The organism is Streptomyces sp. BE20 (genome assembly GCF_036322525.1).
Classification (GTDB): domain Bacteria; phylum Actinomycetota; class Actinomycetes; order Streptomycetales; family Streptomycetaceae; genus Kitasatospora.
Map to the genome: position 1 here is coordinate 80,745 of NZ_JAQYWW010001186.1, position 16,351 is coordinate 97,095.

The window sequence follows — 16,351 nt, forward strand, 5'->3', positions numbered from 1 at the left end:
GACGCCGGGTCAGTCGAGCCGGCCGGCCCGGCCCAGCTCGGGATCGGTCGCCTGCTTGGCGAGGATGTCCTCGACCGAGTCCCGGTGACGCACCAGGTACGAACGGCCGCGCAGCACCACGACCTCGGCGGGGTAGCCGTGGCTGAGGAAGTACACGGGCGAGGCCGAGGGCCCGTACGCGCCCGACTTCAGCACCCCGACGAGGTCGCCGGGCCGCAGCTCGGGCAGGGTCACGGCCTTGGCGATGGTGTCGTTCGGCGTGCAGAGCGGACCCGCGATGTTCCACGGACCGGTCTCCTCGGCCGGGTCGGCCGTCCGGGAGAGCAGCCCGATCGGGAAGTTGCGCTTGACGAACGACCCGATGCCCACGGCGGCCATGTGGTGGTGGGTGCCGCCGTCCGCGACCGCGAAGTTCTCGCCCATGGACTGCTTGGTGTAGCGCACCCGCATCAGGTAGGTGCCGCCGAGCGCCGTCAGGTACCGGCCGGACTCCATGATCAGCCGGGTGTCCGGGTGCGCCGAGGCGAACCGGTCCAGCAGCGGGTTGAGGTCCTTCGCCAGTGCGGCCGCGTCGAGTTCGTGCTCGCCCTCGAAGTAGGCCGCGCCCAGGCCGCCGCCGATGTCCACCGCGTCCAGCCGGATCCCGGTGGCCTGCGCGATCCGCTCCGCGAGGTCCAGGATGTAGGTGGTGTTCTTCACGACCACCTCGGCGTCGAGGATGCGCGTGCCCAGGTAGACCTGGACGCCGGCCACGTCGGCGTGCCGGTACTCCGACAGGGCCGGTCCTGCGGCGAGGACGGCGGCCTCGTCGATGCCGAACTGGCGGGGCTTGCCGCCCATGGTCAGCCGTGAACCGGCGATGGCGAAGGCCGGGTTGACGCGGAGCAGCACCCGCTGGCGCACGCCGTGCGCCTGCGCCGTCCGGTCGATCAGGTCGAGCTCGGCGAGGGACTCGCAGACGATCGCGTAGATCCCGGCCCCGACGCAGGCGTCGACCTCCTGCTCGCTCTTGCCGGGCCCCAGGAAGACCACGTCGAACGGGTCGGTCCCGGCCTCCAGCACCAGCCGCAGCTCGGCGAGGGAGGATACCTCGGCGCGGGCGCCCGCCGAGTGCAGGACGTCGTAGACGCCCCGGTTGGGGTTGGACTTGAGCGAGAAGAAGACCTCCAGCGAGGGGTGCAGGGCCGCCCGCAGGGCGGCGAGGTTGGCGACCAGCCAGTCGCCGTCGTACACGTACGTCGGGGTTCCGTACTCCGCGGCGATGCCGCTCCAGTCGATCTCGTCGCTCACGGCTTGGCCACCATTTCCTTCAGCAGGGTCTCCGTCCGCTCCCGGGTGCGCCGCACGTCCTGCTCGTCGTCGCCGACGCAGACCGCGTAGAGGCGGCCGTAGGGCTTGCCGCCGGCCAGGAGGGTCGCGTTCAGGGTCGCGAAGTTGTTGATCAGTACGCCGCGCGCGCCGTCGGCGGCGTGGTCCGCGCCGTCGAGGAGCAGCTCGCCGAGGGCGGCCCGCACCTCGTCGAAGCCGTGCACCCGGGCGGGCTGCAGGTCGAAGGTGGTGGCGAGCGCGAACTGCCCGTCCCGGATGAGGCGTTCGGCGATCCGGTTCTGGTAGGTCGCCATGTTGAACCGGGCGTTGATCTCCAGGCAGGGGTAGAGCGTGCCGTCCGCGGCGAGCAGCGCGTCCACGCCGGCCAGCCCGAAGTACCCGGCCGCCGCGAGCTCCTTGCCGATCACCTCGGCGGCCGTCCGCAGCTCGTCGACCTGGTCGGTCCGCAGCGCCGGCGGGAAGACGTGTCCGCGGTGGACGCCGTTCTCGGTCAGCGCGGTCTTCACGGTCTCGAACCGGACCTCGCCGCCCCGGCCGACGACGAACTGGTAGTTCAGGTCGGCCTGCTTCTCGATCCAGCGTTCCACGACCACCGAGACGCGTCGGTCGGTCCCGGCCCGGCGGGCGATCATCCGCAGCAGCTGTTCGGCCCGCTTCGGTTCGTCGAGCACGACCATGCCGCGCCCGGAGACGCCGAGCGACTCCTTGACCACCACGCGGGAGCCGCCCTCGACCAGGTGGGTGTCGAGCGCCTCCTCCAGCTCGCCCAGGGTCCGGCAGACCGAGCCCGGGACGGCGGTCAGCCCGGAGGCGTCCACCAGCTCGCGACTGAAGATCTTGCCGTTGACGTGCTTGCAGACGGCGGCGGTCGGACCGGCCAGCGGCAGGCCCGCGGCCAGCGCGAGACGCTCCTCCTCCTCCGAGATGCCCAGCGGCATCAGGTAGGTGCGGCCGTCGGCGAGCGCGCGCAGGGACTCCAGCAGCCGGGGCGAGTCCAGGGCGTCCTCGGTGACCGACCGCTCCGGCCGGTTGAGGTCCACCGTCAGATGGACCCCCTCGGCCGCGCCCAGGGCGCGCAGGTAGGCGGCGTAGCCGGGGTCGACGGCCTCCTTCAGCACCACCACGTCGTGCTCGTCGGCCAGCAGGACGCCGACCTCCTCGATCCGGTTGACCGTCGCCGAGGAGAACGACAGGCCGGTGCCGGGCAGCCTCGGCTCGCCCACGCCCCAGACGCGTTCGACCTCGAAGTTGTTCAGGTACACGAAACGGGCGGTCGGATCCCCGACCAGCGCGCTCTTCAGCCGGGCGGTGAAACCGCCGGCGGGTGCCGGGTCGTGTGCGGCAGTCATGTCACTCCTCTCTGGCTGCGGTCCCGACGACCGCGGCGGCGAAGGTCCCGCCCTGGCCGGCGGAGACCATGAGCACGGTCTCGCCCGGCCGCACCGCGTTCTCGGCGCGCGCCGTCGAGAGGTTCATGAAGGGGTCCGCACAGAAGCAGTGGCCGGTCCGCGGGACGTTCTCCAGGTAGATCCGCTCCAGCGGGAGGTCCAGGATCCGCGCCGTCGTGCTCCACGAGTACCGGTTGACGTTGTGCGGCAGGACGAGGTCGATGTCGTCGAGTCCGAGACCGGCGGCGTGCACCGCCTCCTGCATGATCTCGGCCAGGGTGGGCGTGTACGCCAGGCGGTAGCGGCGCTGGAGTTCCTCGTCCATGTTCCCGGCCTGGTGGAACTCGCCGAGGGTGCGGTGCGCCACGCTCAGGACCGCGTCCCCCGGCCCGTCCAGCGCGGCCAGCACCCCGGCGGTGGCGTCCCCGAGGACGGACGTCCCCGGGATGTGCTGCATCACGGGGGAGAGGCCCTTCTCGCCGAGCAGGACCAGCGCGGTGCTCCCGGCCGGCTCGGCCGCGAGCAGGGCCTCGACGACCGGCAGCGCGGCGAGGGAGATCGCACAGCCCTGGTGGGACATCGAGAACGCGCCCGCCCCGCCGAGGTCGAGCTTCTCCCGCAGCACGTCCATCCAGCGCAGGCCGGGCGGGGCGACGTGCTGGACGGTGTGCGCGTGGACCAGGTGCCGGACCAGCGAGCGGTCCTCGCCGGCCAGGACCTCCTGGCCGATCGTGAGCAGCATGTCGAGGGTCGACAGGCCCTCGGCGGTGACGATCCGCTCCAGCCCCAGGAACCTGGTGAGCAGCCGGATCTCCGCCTCGGAGACCTCCAGCGACGCGCGCAGGTCCGCGACGGCGGTGCTGTGCTCGGGGATGAAGGGGACGACCTTACGCAGGTACAGCACGGCGTCCCCCTCCCCACGCTCCGCTCCCCGGCGTCCGGGTGCCCCGGCCGGCCGCCGCCCCACGGGTCTCAGCCGGCGTCACGGCACCACTCCAGGACGGCCATGGCGCTGTGGAGCTTGTTCTCGGCCTGGTCGAAGGCGATGCTCACCGGGCCGTCCAGCACCTCGGCGGTGACCTCCTCGCCGCGGTGGGCGGGCAGGTCGTGCAGGAACACGGCCTTCGGCGAACGGGCCATCAGCTCCGCCGTCACCTGGAAGGGCGCGAACACCTGCCGCCAGTCCGGGTCGGGCTTGCTGGTCCCGGTGGTCTGCCAGCGCGTGGTGTACACCGCGTCGAAGTCGGCGGGGCCGTCGTCGAGGTCGTGCCGCTCGGTCACCGTGGACCCGTGCCCGGCGGCCAGCTCCCGGGCGCGTTCGAGCACGGCGCCGGACAGGCCGTAGCCGGGCGGGGTGCGCAGCTCCAGCCGCACGCCCCGGTAGCGGCTCAGCCCCAGGGCGAGCGCCGCGGCCGAGTTGTTCCCCTCGCCGACGTACAGCACGCTCAGCCCGTCCACCGCGCCGAACCGCACGGCGAGCGTGGTCAGGTCGGTCAGCCCCTGGGTCGGGTGCTCCTCGGCGCTCATCGCGTTGACGACCGACATCCGGCGCTGGGACGCCCAGGCGCGCATCTCGGCGGGGTCGCCGGCGGTGCGGGCCACCAGGACGTCCAGCATCCGGGCCATCACCCGGCCGGTGTCCTCGGTGGTCTCCCCGGTGTTGAGCTGGAGGTCGTCCGGGCCGTAGGTGACCAGCCCCGCACCGAGCCGCAGCGCGCCGGCCGAGAACGCGGTGCGGGTGCGGGTCGAGGTCTTGCGGAAGTAGACGCCGACGACGTCGCCGGCGAGCGCGGTGTTCCCCACGCCCTCCCCGGCCGCCGCCCGGCGGGACAACCGCGCGCCGCGGTCGACGACCGCCCGCAGGTCCGCGTCGGACAGGTCGTCGAGTGAGATCAGGTGCCTGCCGGTGCGCTTCGTCATGGTCGGGCCGTCCTCCGTCCGGGCCGCAGGGCGGCCGTCGCTCACCATCGTTCGACCTCGGCGAAGAAGTCCGGCACGTCCTGGACCCCTCCGTCCTCCCGGCCGATCCGCAGCACCTCGTGGCCGACCGCGAGGTCGAGCGCGCCGAGTCCGAACGGCGAGAAGATCCGCGGCCTGTCCCGGCCGAGCGGCAGCTCGCCGAGGACGAGCTGGGCGATCGTGCCGTCGATGAAGTCGCGGTGCCCGAACTTCTCCACCGCCAGGTGCGGCGAGGTCCCGGCGTTGAGGCAGTGCTCGACGTCGTCGAGGACGTTGTGCGAGGCGGCGACCAGCTCGGGGCCGATGTCGCGCAGCGAGATGTTGAGCACGGTCTGGCCGGGGGCCAGGGCGCCCGGCTCCACGATGTACGGGGCGGCGGCGGTCGTCGCCAGGACCACCACGTCGGCGCCGTCCACGGCCTCGGCCAGGGTGGTGTGCGCGGAGGCCCGGTAGCCGAGCGCCTCGGCGTGGCCGGCGGACTTCCGCGCGTACTCCTCGACCCGGTCGTGGACCGCGACCCGGTCGAAGGACCAGCCGAGCGCGTGGAAGAACTCCAGGATGTTGCGGGAGATGACGCCCGCGCCGACGACCGCGAGCCGGCCCGCGGCGCGCGAGCCGTGCAGCTGCTCGGCGCCGAGCACGGCCGAGGCCGCGGTGCGCGCCGCGCTGATCTGCGCCGCCTCCAGGCACGCGAAGGGGTAGCCGGTCTCCAGGTCGTTGAGCAGCAGGACGGCCGAGGCCCGCGGGATGTTGCGGGCGACGTTGCCGGGGAAGCTGCCGATCCACTTGATGCCGGCCACGCCGTCGGTCGGGCCTGCCGCGCCGTCGCCCGGTCCGTCCTGCGGACCGCCGCTCCCGCGCAGCGCCGCCGGCAGGGCGATGATCCGCGCGTCGGGCTTCTCGGGGAACCGCAGGAAGTAGCTGTTCGGGTTGATCGTCGCGCCGCGGTGGTGCGCCAGATAGGTCTCCCGGACCCGGGCGAAGATCTCGGGTCGGGACGTCTCGATGATGGCGCGGATGCTCTTCCCGCCCATCACCTGGAAGGTGAACATCGGTCAGTTCCTCACCGTCGTCAGCTCGGACAGGTCGTCCGCCGGATCATGGAGGCAGTCCGGGCCGAACTTGTCGGCCACCCAGGAGTCGTCGTAGATGGTGCGCGCGTAGCGCTCGCCGAGGTCCGGCGAGATGGCCACCACGCGGGAGCCCTCCGGAAGCCCGGGCGCCCGCCGCAGCACGGCCCGCACCACCGACCCGGTCGAACCGCCGCCGAACAGCCCGTACCGCCGGGCCAGCCAGCGGCAGGTCCGGACGGTCTCGGCCTCGGAGACCAGGACCACGTCGTCGACGAGCTCCGGGCGGAAGATCTCCGGCCGCCGGCTCGCCCCGATCCCGGGGATGTGGCGCGGCGCCGGCACGCTGTCGAAGTTGACCGAGCCGACCGCGTCCACCGCGATGATCCGGGTGCCCGGCGAGTGCCGGCGGAAGTGCTGGATGCAGCCCATCAGCGTGCCGGAGGTGCCGGTGCCGACGAACAGGTAGTCGATGTCCGGGATCTCGGCGGTGATCGCCGCGGCCGTGCACCGGTCGTGGACGGCCCAGTTCGCCGGGTTCGCGTACTGGTTGAGCCAGACGAGCCCCGGGTCCACCGCCAGCCGTTCGTGGATGTAGGCGATCCGGCCGCCCAGGTAGCCGCCGCCGGCGTCCGGCCGGTTCACCTCGACCACCTCGGACCCGAGGGCCCGGATGATCTCGGTGCTCAGCGCCGGGGTGTTGGGGTCGGTGACGCAGAGGAAGCGGTACCCCTTGGCGGCGGACACCATCGCGAGCGCGATGCCGAGGCTGCCGGAGGAGGACTCGATGAGACTGCACCCGGCGCGGACGACCCCGCGCCGCTCGGCGTCCTCGACCATGCTCAGCGCGGTCTTCAGCTTGATCGACCCGGCGGGATTGAGACCCTCTATCTTCAGATAGAGATCGATATTCTTGGCCGCGCCGCCGAGATGCAGGAAGACATTGTCCTGGATCATCTCGTACGCGTTTTCATAGATCAATGCTCGTCAACCCCCAATCGGATAGTTCAAGGCCGGTCCGTGAATTCGCCTGTCGCCCGTTTTCCCGAATCTGCGGGCAGCCCGATCACCACGGGCAGCACGACCAAAGCGTAGGAGTCGCCCCTGCGGGGGGACAGGCAACTGCCCGGCAGCTTCCGACAGGCAGGAAAGTTGCCGTTCCGATTCCTTGTCGCATGCCACGGGCCCGTGCCGTACTTGAGCCATGATTCGGAGGAATTCCACGCTCGCGTCCGGCGGTGAGCTGACCCTCGGCCAGGAGGCACTCTGGCTGATACAGAATCTCGAACCGGACTGCGCCGCCTACAACGTCACCGCGGCCCTGAGCCTGGACTTCCCGGTGGACGTCGCGGTGCTGGAGTCGGCCGTCCGCGCGACGGTCTCCGGCCACCGGCTGCTCGACTCGGTGTTCCGCTCCGACGCGGTCGGCCGGATCCGCCGCCACGGGGGAGCGGCCGCGCGGACGGACACCCTCCTGGAGGTGCACGAACTCGACCTCGGCCCGGAGGAACTACGGCACCACGCGCTGGAGTTGACGCGCCGCCCGTTCCGCCTCGACCGGGATCCGCCGGTCCGTGTCGCCCTGCTGCGCCCCCGCGGCGGCCCGGACGTGCTGATCGCCGTGGCCCACCACATCGTCGCGGACAACGTCTCCCAGTTGCTGATCTGCCGCGAGGTCCTCTCGCGGTACGCGGCGCTCGCGGCGGGTGCCGAACACACCGCCCCGGACGACGGAGCCGTGTTCGAGGAGTTCGCGCGGCAGCAGCGCGCGTACCTGGAGTCCCCGCGGGCGGACCGGGCCCGGCAGTACTGGCAGCGCGAACTCGACGGCGTGGCGCGGCACACCGCGCTGCCCGCCGACCTGCCGAGGCCCGCCGTCTACCGGTCCGAGGGCGCGGAGACCGATCTCGCCCTGCCGCCCGACCTGGTGGCCGGCCTCGGCGAGGCGGTGGCCGCGCGCAACGTGACCACCTTCGCCTTCCTGGTCTCGGTCTTCGAGGTCCTGCTCTACCGGTTCGGCGGGCAGACCGACTTCCTCCTCGGCTACCCGGTGACCCAGCGCAGGGGCGAGGACGGGCGCGAGGCGATCGGCTACTTCGTCAACACCCTGCCGCTCCGGGCGCGGCTCGACCCCGACGACTCCTTCGACGCCGTCCTGCGCGGGACCGCCGCCGGACTGTGGCGGGGCCTGATGCACCGCGACTACCCGTTCGCGCTGCTGCCCCGGATCGTGGACCTGCCGCGCGACCCCGGCCGGCCCGGGCTGGTCCCGGTGCTGTTCGTCCTCAACGAGCCCGCCGAGGCGGACCCCATCGCGGCCGCGCTCGAACCGGGCCGGTACGTGGAGCACGCCGGGCTCCGCGTCGCGGAGTACTACCTGCCGCAGCAGCACGGCCAGTTCGAGCTGACCCTCCAGGTGACCCGGCGGGCCGCGACCGTGCAGGCGAAGCTCAAGTACAACACCTCCCTGTTCACCGAGCACACCGCCAGGCAGCTGGCCGCGGACTACCTGGCCCTGCTGCGCTCGGCCGTCGCAGGCACCCTTCCCGCCGCCCTGCGCGATCTGCGCGGGCTGCCGGAGGACCGGCGGCGGCCACCGATCCCCGGAAGCGAGAGTGGAACGATGAAGAGCACGAGCAGCGGCACCGCACGTGCCGAGCGCATCGCGCGGATCCGTGACGTCGCGGTCGCGGTGTTCTCCGTGGCACCCGAGGCGGTCGAGGCGGCCGACTCCTTCGAGGCCGACCTGGGAGTCGACTCCCTGCTCGCCGTCGAGTACACCGTCGAGCTGGAGAAGGCCTTCGACGTCGCCCTCCACGTGAACGAGATCCCCGAGCTGATGGCCGGCCTGGACCGCGCCTACGAGGTGATCGCCGGAAAGGCCGGCTGGTAGGCACCTCGGCGCCCCACGACCCTGCACGTCACCGCACCACCGGGCACGACCCCGCCGCACGGTGCACCCCGCGCACCGCGCGCACCCGGTGCACCCCGCGCATTCCGCGCACCCCGCGCATTCCCAAAGGAGCGTGACTCTCACGATGGCAACCACGATCGCCGGGCACGGGCTCGGCGCACCCGGCACCGAGGGCCCCGACGGCGGCGCGCCGGACCGGCTGGAGCAGCTGACCGCGGCCGGCTGGGTGCTGCCCACCGGGGTACCCGGACTGCTGGGCTTCACCGCGAAGTTCGAGTCGGTACTGACCCGGCTCCAGACGGAGCTGACCGCGGTCGACCCCTCGGCCTCGTCGGGCCCGGCCTGGTACCCGCCGGTCGTCCCCCGCGCGAACATCGACCGCGCCGAGTACGCCGAGTCCTTCCCGCAACTGCTCGGCACCGTGCACGCCCTGCGGGTCGGCGGGGCGTCCGAGGAGGGCCGGGCCGCCGACCGGGCGCCCGGATCGCGGGCGGAGACGGACGTCGTGCTGGCGCCGGCCGTCTGCTACAGCGTCTATCCGCAGATCGCGGACGGCACCATCGAGGAGGCCCGCTTCTTCGACGCGGTCGGCCACTGCTACCGCCACGAGGCGACCAGCGAGTACGGCCGCTTCCGGGCCTTCCGGATGCGCGAGTTCGTCGTGGTCGCCGGCCAGGACGAGGCGTGGGAGTGGCGGGACGCCTGGATCGCCCGCTGCGAGGCGCTGTTCGCCCGGCTCGGCCTGAAGGTCGCCGTCGAGGTCGCCAGTGACCCGTTCTTCGGCCCCGGAGACCGGTTCATGCGCTCCAGCCAGCTCCAGCAGAACCTCAAGTACGAGTTCCACGCGCCGGTCCGCGACGGTGACCCGGGCACCGCGATCGCCTCCGCCAACTGCCACAAGGAGCACCTGGGCGAGCGGTTCGCGATCGACTTCGCGGGGGAGGGGCCGGCGCACAGCTCCTGCATGGCCTTCGGCCTCGAACGGACCCTCTCCGCGCTGATCCACGCGCACGGCGACAACCTCGACGACTGGCCCGACTTCGGCTGAGCCGGCACCGGAAGGGGCCCGGTGGTCGGGCGGCGTACCGCCGGACCACCGGGCCCCGGTGCAGGTCGCGGGCCTCGTGGAGCCGGGCCCCGGAGGAACCGGCGGGCCCGGGGGGAGCTCAGGCCCGGCCGCCGCGCTGCAGGACCTCGGCGACGAACGGGGCCAGCCGGTAGTGGTAGTGGTGGGCCGGCTCGGGCAGCAGCAGCGAGGTGTCCAGCAGGTCCGAGACCAGGGTGAGCGGGTTCGGTGACGTGCCCCGACCCAGCCGGTCGTACTCGGCGGTGACCTCGTCGAGGACGAACCGCCGTGCGGGCAGGGCGGCGATCCGCTCCAGCAGGACCCGGTGGTCGTCGCTGAGGAGGTCGATGCTCCACCGGATGGAGTCGGTCACCGACCGCTGGTGGCGCAGCAGCGCGTGGTCGTTGGACCAGAGCATCTCCGGCGTGGGCCCGTACGAGAGCATCAGGCGGATCGGGACGGCGCGCAGGCACTCGGCGGCGAACTCGATGTAGCGCGGCAGGCCGCCGAGCCGCCGGCACAGCTCGGCGATGAGCGGCAGGTCCTTCTCCAGCTCGGCGGCGGCCCGGGACTCCGTGCCGACGTGCCGCAGGAACAGCTCGACGGCCGGCGCCGCGGAGAGCGGCTCGCCGGGCGCCTGCTCCAGCGGCAGCGGCTGGATGTCCCGGTTGGCGCCCAGCCGTTCGGTGAGCCGGCGGCGCGTCGTGATGAGGATGTGCACGCCGGGGCGGGTGGCCTGGAGCTCCCGGGTGGCCGCCATGACGCCGGCCGGGATGTGCTCGGCGTTGTCCAGGACGAGGAGCACGTTGGTCTCGGCCTCGATCCCGGCCGCGGCGGCGGGCCCGGATCCGGGCCCGCCGCCGCTTCCCGTGCCGCCGCCGCTGCCGTGGCCGCCGGGGGCGCCGGCCCGGCCCGCCGGACGCCCCCGGCTCAGCTGCCTCCGCACCCGGTGCAGGACCTCGGCGGTCTGTTCCTCCCCGGGGCGCTCGGCCCTGATGTCGCCGAGCTCCACGACCTCCACGCCGTCCCGGAAGAAGTGGCTGACCTGGGCGGCCACGCTCAGCGCCATCCGGGTCTTGCCGACCCCGCCCGGTCCCAGGAACGTGGTCAGCCGGTTGGCCCGGACGGTGTTCGCGAGCTGCTGCTGGACGGCGGGGCTGCCGACGACCGGGGCCGGGTCCGGCCCCGGCAGGCCCCGCCACCGCGCGTGGTCGTGGCTCTCGGGGCTCGGCCGCTGCTCGTCGGCCACGCCGAGCGCGTTCACCAGCAGGTCGACCGAGGAGCGGCGCGGGTTCTGCACCCGGCCGAGCTCCAGGTTCCTGATGGTGCGCACGCTCAGGCCGGAGTACTCCGCGAGCTCCTCCTGGGTCCAGCCGCGCTGGATCCTCAGCGCCGCGATCAGCCGGGAGTCCCACGCCGGGAGCGGGCCGCCCAGCAGCGTGCGTTCGTGGGTGTATTCGAGTGTCATCGGTACCCCCGGGATTGAAGTTCGAAGAGCTCGGCGTAGAGCCCGCCCCGGTCCATCAGCTCCCGGTGGCTGCCCTGTTCCCTGACCTTTCCGCCGTCGAGCACGATGATCAGGTCGGCCATGCCCACGGTCGAGAACCGGTGGGAGACCAGGAGGGTGACGGTGCTTCGCTCCCGGCCGGCCCGTGCGGCGGCGGCGAAGCGTTCGAACAGCGCGTTCTCGGTGTGTGCGTCCAGCGCGGCGGTCGGCTCGTCGAAGACGGCGATCAGCGGTTCGGTCCGCATCAGTCCGCGGGCCAGCGCGAGCCGCTGCCACTGGCCGCCGGACAGCTCCGTGCCGCCGTCCCAGCGGGTACCGAGCCGGGTGTCCAGGCCCTCCGGCAGACCCTCGACGACGCCGGTGGCGTCCGCCCGTTCCAGGGCCGCGCCCACGGCCCGCCGGTCCTCGATCCGGGGCAGGTCGCCGATGCCCACCGTCTCCAGGACGGGGAACTCCAGCTTGGCGTAGTCCTGGAAGGCGGCCGAGCACCTGGCCCGCCACTCGGCGGTGTCACAGTCGGCGAGGTCCACGCCGTCGACCAGGATCCGCCCGGAGCCGGGCCGGTAGAAGCCGCAGAGCAGCTTGATCAGCGTGGTCTTGCCCGCGCCGTTGTCCCCGACCACGGCGACCACCGCGCCCGGCGGCAGCCGAAGGCTGACCCCGTCCAGGACACCGCGGCCTTCCTCGGAACCCGGGTACGCGAAGCCGACGTCCTGCAGCTCGATGCCGCGGCTCAGGGTGGCCGGCAGCCGGGCGGGCTCGGCGGGCGCGCGCCGCTCGCCCGCCACGTAGTCCTGCAGCCAGACCAGGCGCTGGCCGACCCGGATCACCACGAGGAAGTAGGTGCCGTACCGCACCGCCGTGCCGACGGTGGCGCTCAGCTGCGCGGCCAGGCCGAGCACCAGCACCACGTCACCGGCCGTGGCGTGGCCGCGGACGGCCAGCACCAGGGCGAGCGAGATGGCGCCGACGTACCCGGCGGCGGAGATCAGCGCGTCCAGTGACTGCAGGCCGGCGCCCTTCCAGCTGGCCCGGTTGCGCTCGCCGACGACGGCCCCCGAGGTCCGGTGGTGGCGCGTGCCCAGCAGGTCCGTCAGGCCGTAGACCCGCAGTTCGCCCGCCGCGTTCGTGGAGGTGCCCAGCTCGAACAGGTGGGCGCGCAGCCGCTCCCGCTCGCTGGTCGCCTCCTGCGCCCGGACGGTCAGGTCGCGGCTTCGCTTGCCGAGCCAGAACGACACCACGGTGAGCACGGGGAGGCAGAGCAGCAGCGGGTCCACCCCGGCCAGCAGGATCGCGGTGACCGTCAGGGTCGCCCCGACCCGCAGCACACCGGCGGTGGCGTTCACCATGCCGGACAGCTGGAACTGCTGCTCCCGGATCCGCTGCACCTGGTCCAGGTACTCGGGGTACTCGTAGTGGGCCAGGCCCTCGGCCCCGCCGATCAGCCGCATCAGCCGCCGGCTGGCGACGGCCGTCGCCCGCTCCTGGACGGTGAAGAGGCAGTGCACGTAGTAGAAGACCGAGGTCAGCGCGGCGGCGACGGTGATGCCGAGCATCACGGCCGCGCCGAGTCCCAGCCGCAGGTCCTCGGAGACCGCCGCGTCCACGATCATCTTGGCGCCGAGGCCGCCGATCGGGACGGAGATCTCGAAGACGATGCCGGTGAGGAACTGCATCGCCGCGTGCCACGGGGCCGCGCCGAAGCCGATCCGCATCAGCTCCCGGAACGCCTGGAATGACTTACGCATGTCCCGCCTCCGCTGCGGTCCGGAGCTCGATGCCGGCTTCCCCGCCCTGTTCCGGGTCGGCGAAGCGGGCCGCCTGGATGTCGAACATCGCCGCGTAGCGCCCGCGCCGGGCCAGGAGTTCGTCATGGGTGCCGTCCTCGGCGACGACGCCGTCGTCGAGGACGATGATCCGCTCCGCGCACCGGACGGTGGAGAAGCGGTGCGAGATCAGGATCGTGGTCAGTCCGGCGGTGAGTTCGAGGAACCGCTCGTAGATCTCCGCCTCGGCCCGGACGTCCAGCGCCGCGGTCGGCTCGTCCAGGATCAGCACGCGGGCACCGGCGTCCACCGCGAACATGGCCCGGGCCAGGGCGATCCGCTGCCACTGCCCGCCGGAGAGGTCGGTGCCGCCGGTGTACTCGGGCGACAGCACGGTGTCCCAGCCGTTCGGGAGCCCCTCGATCAGGGCGAGCGCGCCCGCGCGGTCCGCCGCCTCGCGCAGCCGGTCCCGGTCGCCGGCGAACCGCGGCGCGCCCATGCCGATGTTCTCCGCCGCCGTCAGGTGGTAGCGGGCGTAGTCCTGGAACAGCACGCCGATCCGGCTGCGCCAGAGCGCCGTGTCGAGTTCCGCCAGATCGTGGCCGTCGACCCGGATGGTGCCCCCGGTCGGCGTGTGCAGGCCGCAGAGCAGCTTGACCAGCGAGCTCTTCCCGGCGCCGTTGTCGCCCACGATGGCCAGCGAACGGCCGGCGGCGATGTCGAGGTCGACGCCGCGCAGCGCCTCCCGGTCCGTCCCGGGGTAGCGGAACCGGACCCCGGAGAAGCTGATCCGGTCGGCGGGGAAGGCGGCGGGGAGCTCGGCGTGCCGCGGCTGCGCCGCGCCGGAGGAAGCGGAGAGCCGCTCGTCCAGACCCAGGACCTGGGGGACGGCGGCGCCGGCGAACGAGAGGTAGGCGTTGTTGTCGTCGAACGCCGTGTAGTTGTTGGCCAGCGCCAGCGCCTGGGTGAAGACGGCGACGCTGCCGAGGCCGATGTCGTGGTGCACGGCCGCCCAGGCCAGCACGCCGTACGAGACCAGGTTGACGAGCGCGATCGTCCCGGTGGCGCCGAGCACCACGCGCGGCCGCGGCTTGCGTTCCCGCCAGACCGGCTCGGTCGCCTCCTGCCAGGACCGGGCGAAGCGTTCGAGGAGCCAGTCCAGCAGGCCCCACAGCCGGACCTCCTTGGCGGCGGGCCGGGTGAGCACCAGGTCCCGCAGGTACTCGGCCTGGCGCAGCAGGGCGCTGCGGCCGAAGCCGACGCGGCCGACCCGGAAGTACTCGCGCTGCATGAAGTGCACGACCAGCGGCCAGGCCGCCAGCCACATCAGACCCACCCACCACTGGAAGGCCAGCAGGGTGATCGCCGCGGTCACGGCGCGCAGCCACGCCGGCAGCACCACCGCGAGGGCGGCCACCGCCTGGCTCGGCCGGTCGGTCTCGGCCATCCCGAGGCCCCGGACGACCCGCAGGGTGTCCAGGACGTGCGGGTCGGTCAGGTGGGCCGTCCCCTCCGGCCGGCCGACGGCCGCCATGACCCGCTGCTGGAGTTCCCGGTCGACCTCGCGGCCGAGGGTCTCGCCGAGCGCGGTCAGCAGCGGCGCGAGGGTCTGCTGGACCAGCACCAGCCCCCCGGAGACGGCCAGCAGGACGATCGTGTGGTGCCCGGCGGGGGAGGAGAGCCCCGCGTCGAGGGTCGCGCCGATCGAGCCGATGAGCAGACCGGTCACCACGGCGACCGCCACCGGAAGCACCGCGGACACCAGCACGCCGAACGCCCCCAGGACGGCCTTGGCCCGGTTGACCCGGGGCAGCAGGCGCAGGAGGTTGAAGATCCCGTGGATGGTCGGCGAGAGCCTGGGCCTTCGTTTCAGGGGGATGCGCAGGACGGCCATGGGGTGAGCACTCTTCCTGTCTGTCGACGGTCGCGTGGCTGGCGGAGGAGCCGGTTGAGGAGGGTCGAACAGGTGGGGAGCCTGGCGGAGCCGGGGGACGGGGTCCGGACGCGGTGCCCGGTCCGCGGTCCCCGCTGCGACGGGTCGCGAGGACGCGGCGGTGCGGCGCCCCGGAGGCCGTCGGGGCGACCGGTGGGGCGCCGCACCGCCCGGTGCCGCCCGCGGTCCGGCCGGGGGTCCGGCCGGGGTGCGCCCGGGTGGGCGGTACCGGTGGTCCTCCGGCGGTACCGAACCTAGGGACGCCTGATTCGGAGGCGGTATGGGGCCGGTATGGAACGGCTATTCGCCGTGGTCGGGGCGGGCCCGCCGGGACCGGGGCGGGCCGGGACCCCGCCCCGGCGCCGGCGGGGGACCCCGGCCCCGGCGGAACCGTCAGGTCAGCACGGCCCCGTTGTCGGGGCGGTGCCGGCGGCTGCGACGGTGGTCCAGGTGGACGAAGACGCGGTGCAGCCACCGGTCGTTGCCGTCGTAGCGGGGTGAGAACGCGACCCGCCCGTGGACGACCAGCCGGTTGTCGACGAAGATCATGTCACCGGGGCGGAGCACCACGTCGGACCGCACCTCGACCAGCGCCTCGCGCAGCTGCGCCAGGGACTTCTCGGCGCGCTCGTCCAGGGCCCGGGTGGCGTGGAAGTCGACGCAGATGTCCGGGTCCTCGGGCGCGCCGCCGAGCACCGGGTGCGGGCTGGAGAGCCCCACCGCGTGGAAGGACGGCGGTGCCTCGGTCATGAAGCGCGCCTCCCGCAGGACGGTCAGCGCCTCCTCGTCCAGCAGCGGGAGGGCGCGCCGGATCGAGGCGACCTGGGTGCCGACCTGGTCCTCGTGCGCCGGGCGCAGGCACAACAGCCCGACGTAGTCGGGACGGTGGGGGTGGAAGGCGTTCTCCGTGTGGAACTCCAGCTGTACCGATCCGCCGTTGCTCTGGGAGCCCGCGAGCGCCGGCACCGGGACGACGTTCTGGACCAGCGCGCCGAACTTCTCGTCCCGGTAGGCGATCACCGTCCCGAGCTCGCTGCCGAGCAGGACGGCCAGGGCGGCCGGGACGGTGGTCCGGCGCTCCACGGAGTCGGGCACGGTCGGGGTGGGCGGCAGCGGCTCCGCCGGCATCGGGAGGTTGCTGATCGTCAGGGTGCCGGCGTCCCCGGCGTCGTGCCGGAACGCCCGGACCGCCCGGCTCAGCCGGCCGGGCAGCCGGCAGCTCTCCTCGCGGGCCGTGGCCTGCCAGCCGGGATCGTCCACCAGCCCCGGGCCGGTGCGCGCCAGCTGCTGGGCCAGCGACTCCAGCTCGGCCCGCTCGCCGCCGGTGAGTTCGAGTACGGAGGTGTCTCCGCGGTGGTCGGTATTGGTGCTCGCCATGGTTGAGGTCACGCTGGTTCTCCTCGTCGGAATACCCTTGAG

The 16,351-nt window shown here is 73.2% G+C and carries 12 protein-coding genes; 2 read left to right on the plus strand and 10 right to left on the minus strand.

The window, feature by feature from the left end:
- Positions 1-9: 9 nt before the first annotated feature.
- The 6 genes from PUR61_RS38070 to sbnA all read right to left on the minus strand — a co-directional run bounded on the left by PUR61_RS38070 (position 10) and on the right by sbnA (position 6,703).
- Positions 10-1,290: a type III PLP-dependent enzyme gene (locus tag PUR61_RS38070; RefSeq protein WP_329884315.1), complete on the minus strand. Its 1,281-nt coding sequence runs from the start codon at positions 1,288-1,290 to the stop codon at positions 10-12.
- Complete coding sequence (locus PUR61_RS38075; protein WP_329884317.1) at positions 1,287-2,678, minus strand: ATP-grasp domain-containing protein; 1,392 nt, start codon at positions 2,676-2,678, stop codon at positions 1,287-1,289. Before PUR61_RS38075 ends, PUR61_RS38070 begins: the two co-directional genes overlap by 4 nt.
- Position 2,679: 1 nt before the next feature.
- A complete protein-coding gene (locus PUR61_RS38080) occupies positions 2,680-3,621 on the minus strand; it encodes a 3-oxoacyl-[acyl-carrier-protein] synthase III C-terminal domain-containing protein (protein WP_329884319.1) in 942 nt (313 codons plus the stop codon).
- A 68-nt stretch (positions 3,622-3,689) separates the two neighbouring features.
- Complete coding sequence (locus PUR61_RS38085; protein ID WP_329884321.1) at positions 3,690-4,637, minus strand: ornithine carbamoyltransferase; 948 nt, start codon at positions 4,635-4,637, stop codon at positions 3,690-3,692.
- Between the two features lie 41 nt (positions 4,638-4,678).
- A complete protein-coding gene (gene sbnB / locus PUR61_RS38090; RefSeq protein WP_329884323.1) occupies positions 4,679-5,728 on the minus strand; it encodes a 2,3-diaminopropionate biosynthesis protein SbnB in 1,050 nt (349 codons plus the stop codon).
- 3 nt (positions 5,729-5,731) lie between these two features.
- Positions 5,732-6,703 (minus strand): 2,3-diaminopropionate biosynthesis protein SbnA, encoded by a 972-nt coding sequence (sbnA, locus tag PUR61_RS38095; RefSeq protein WP_329884325.1) that lies wholly within the window; start codon positions 6,701-6,703, stop codon positions 5,732-5,734.
- A gap of 247 nt (positions 6,704-6,950) precedes the next feature.
- Between sbnA and PUR61_RS38100 the strand changes: the two genes are divergently transcribed.
- Together PUR61_RS38100 and PUR61_RS38105 are read left to right on the plus strand one after the other, a co-directional pair.
- A complete protein-coding gene (locus PUR61_RS38100; RefSeq protein ID WP_329884326.1) occupies positions 6,951-8,639 on the plus strand; it encodes a condensation domain-containing protein in 1,689 nt (562 codons plus the stop codon).
- A gap of 145 nt (positions 8,640-8,784) precedes the next feature.
- On the plus strand, positions 8,785-9,708 hold the full coding sequence (locus tag PUR61_RS38105; RefSeq protein ID WP_329884327.1) for an aminoacyl--tRNA ligase-related protein: 924 nt from the start codon (positions 8,785-8,787) through the stop codon (positions 9,706-9,708).
- Between the two features lie 118 nt (positions 9,709-9,826).
- On the opposite strand, the gene PUR61_RS38110 is transcribed toward PUR61_RS38105, so the two are convergent.
- From PUR61_RS38110 to PUR61_RS38125, 4 genes are all read right to left on the minus strand, one after another.
- Positions 9,827-11,194 (minus strand): helix-turn-helix domain-containing protein, encoded by a 1,368-nt coding sequence (locus PUR61_RS38110; protein ID WP_329884328.1) that lies wholly within the window; start codon positions 11,192-11,194, stop codon positions 9,827-9,829.
- Positions 11,191-12,981 carry an ABC transporter ATP-binding protein gene (locus tag PUR61_RS38115; RefSeq protein ID WP_329884330.1) on the minus strand — a complete coding sequence of 597 codons (1,791 nt, stop codon included), beginning with the start codon at positions 12,979-12,981 and terminating at the stop codon, positions 11,191-11,193. The genes PUR61_RS38110 and PUR61_RS38115 overlap by 4 nt, the downstream gene beginning before the upstream one ends.
- Positions 12,974-14,893 carry an ABC transporter ATP-binding protein gene (locus tag PUR61_RS38120; RefSeq protein ID WP_329884332.1) on the minus strand — a complete coding sequence of 640 codons (1,920 nt, stop codon included), beginning with the start codon at positions 14,891-14,893 and terminating at the stop codon, positions 12,974-12,976. The genes PUR61_RS38115 and PUR61_RS38120 overlap by 8 nt, the downstream gene beginning before the upstream one ends.
- 432 nt (positions 14,894-15,325) lie before the next feature.
- The gene (locus PUR61_RS38125; RefSeq protein ID WP_329884334.1) at positions 15,326-16,321 is read right to left on the minus strand and encodes a TauD/TfdA family dioxygenase; all 996 of its coding nucleotides are present in this window, start codon (positions 16,319-16,321) and stop codon (positions 15,326-15,328) included.
- Positions 16,322-16,351: the final 30 nt, after the last annotated feature.

Coding starts and splice junctions, on each gene's coding strand:
- PUR61_RS38100 (WP_329884326.1), top strand. CDS start 6,951: ATGATTCGGAGGAATTCCACGCTCGCGTCCGGCGGTGAGCTGACCCTC.
- PUR61_RS38110 (WP_329884328.1), bottom strand. CDS start 11,194: ATGACACTCGAATACACCCACGAACGCACGCTGCTGGGCGGCCCGCTC.
- PUR61_RS38115 (WP_329884330.1), bottom strand. CDS start 12,981: ATGCGTAAGTCATTCCAGGCGTTCCGGGAGCTGATGCGGATCGGCTTC.
- PUR61_RS38075 (WP_329884317.1), bottom strand. CDS start 2,678: ATGACTGCCGCACACGACCCGGCACCCGCCGGCGGTTTCACCGCCCGG.
- PUR61_RS38120 (WP_329884332.1), bottom strand. CDS start 14,893: ATGGCCGTCCTGCGCATCCCCCTGAAACGAAGGCCCAGGCTCTCGCCG.
- sbnA (WP_329884325.1), bottom strand. CDS start 6,703: ATGATCCAGGACAATGTCTTCCTGCATCTCGGCGGCGCGGCCAAGAAT.
- PUR61_RS38105 (WP_329884327.1), top strand. CDS start 8,785: ATGGCAACCACGATCGCCGGGCACGGGCTCGGCGCACCCGGCACCGAG.
- sbnB (WP_329884323.1), bottom strand. CDS start 5,728: ATGTTCACCTTCCAGGTGATGGGCGGGAAGAGCATCCGCGCCATCATC.
- PUR61_RS38085 (WP_329884321.1), bottom strand. CDS start 4,637: ATGACGAAGCGCACCGGCAGGCACCTGATCTCACTCGACGACCTGTCC.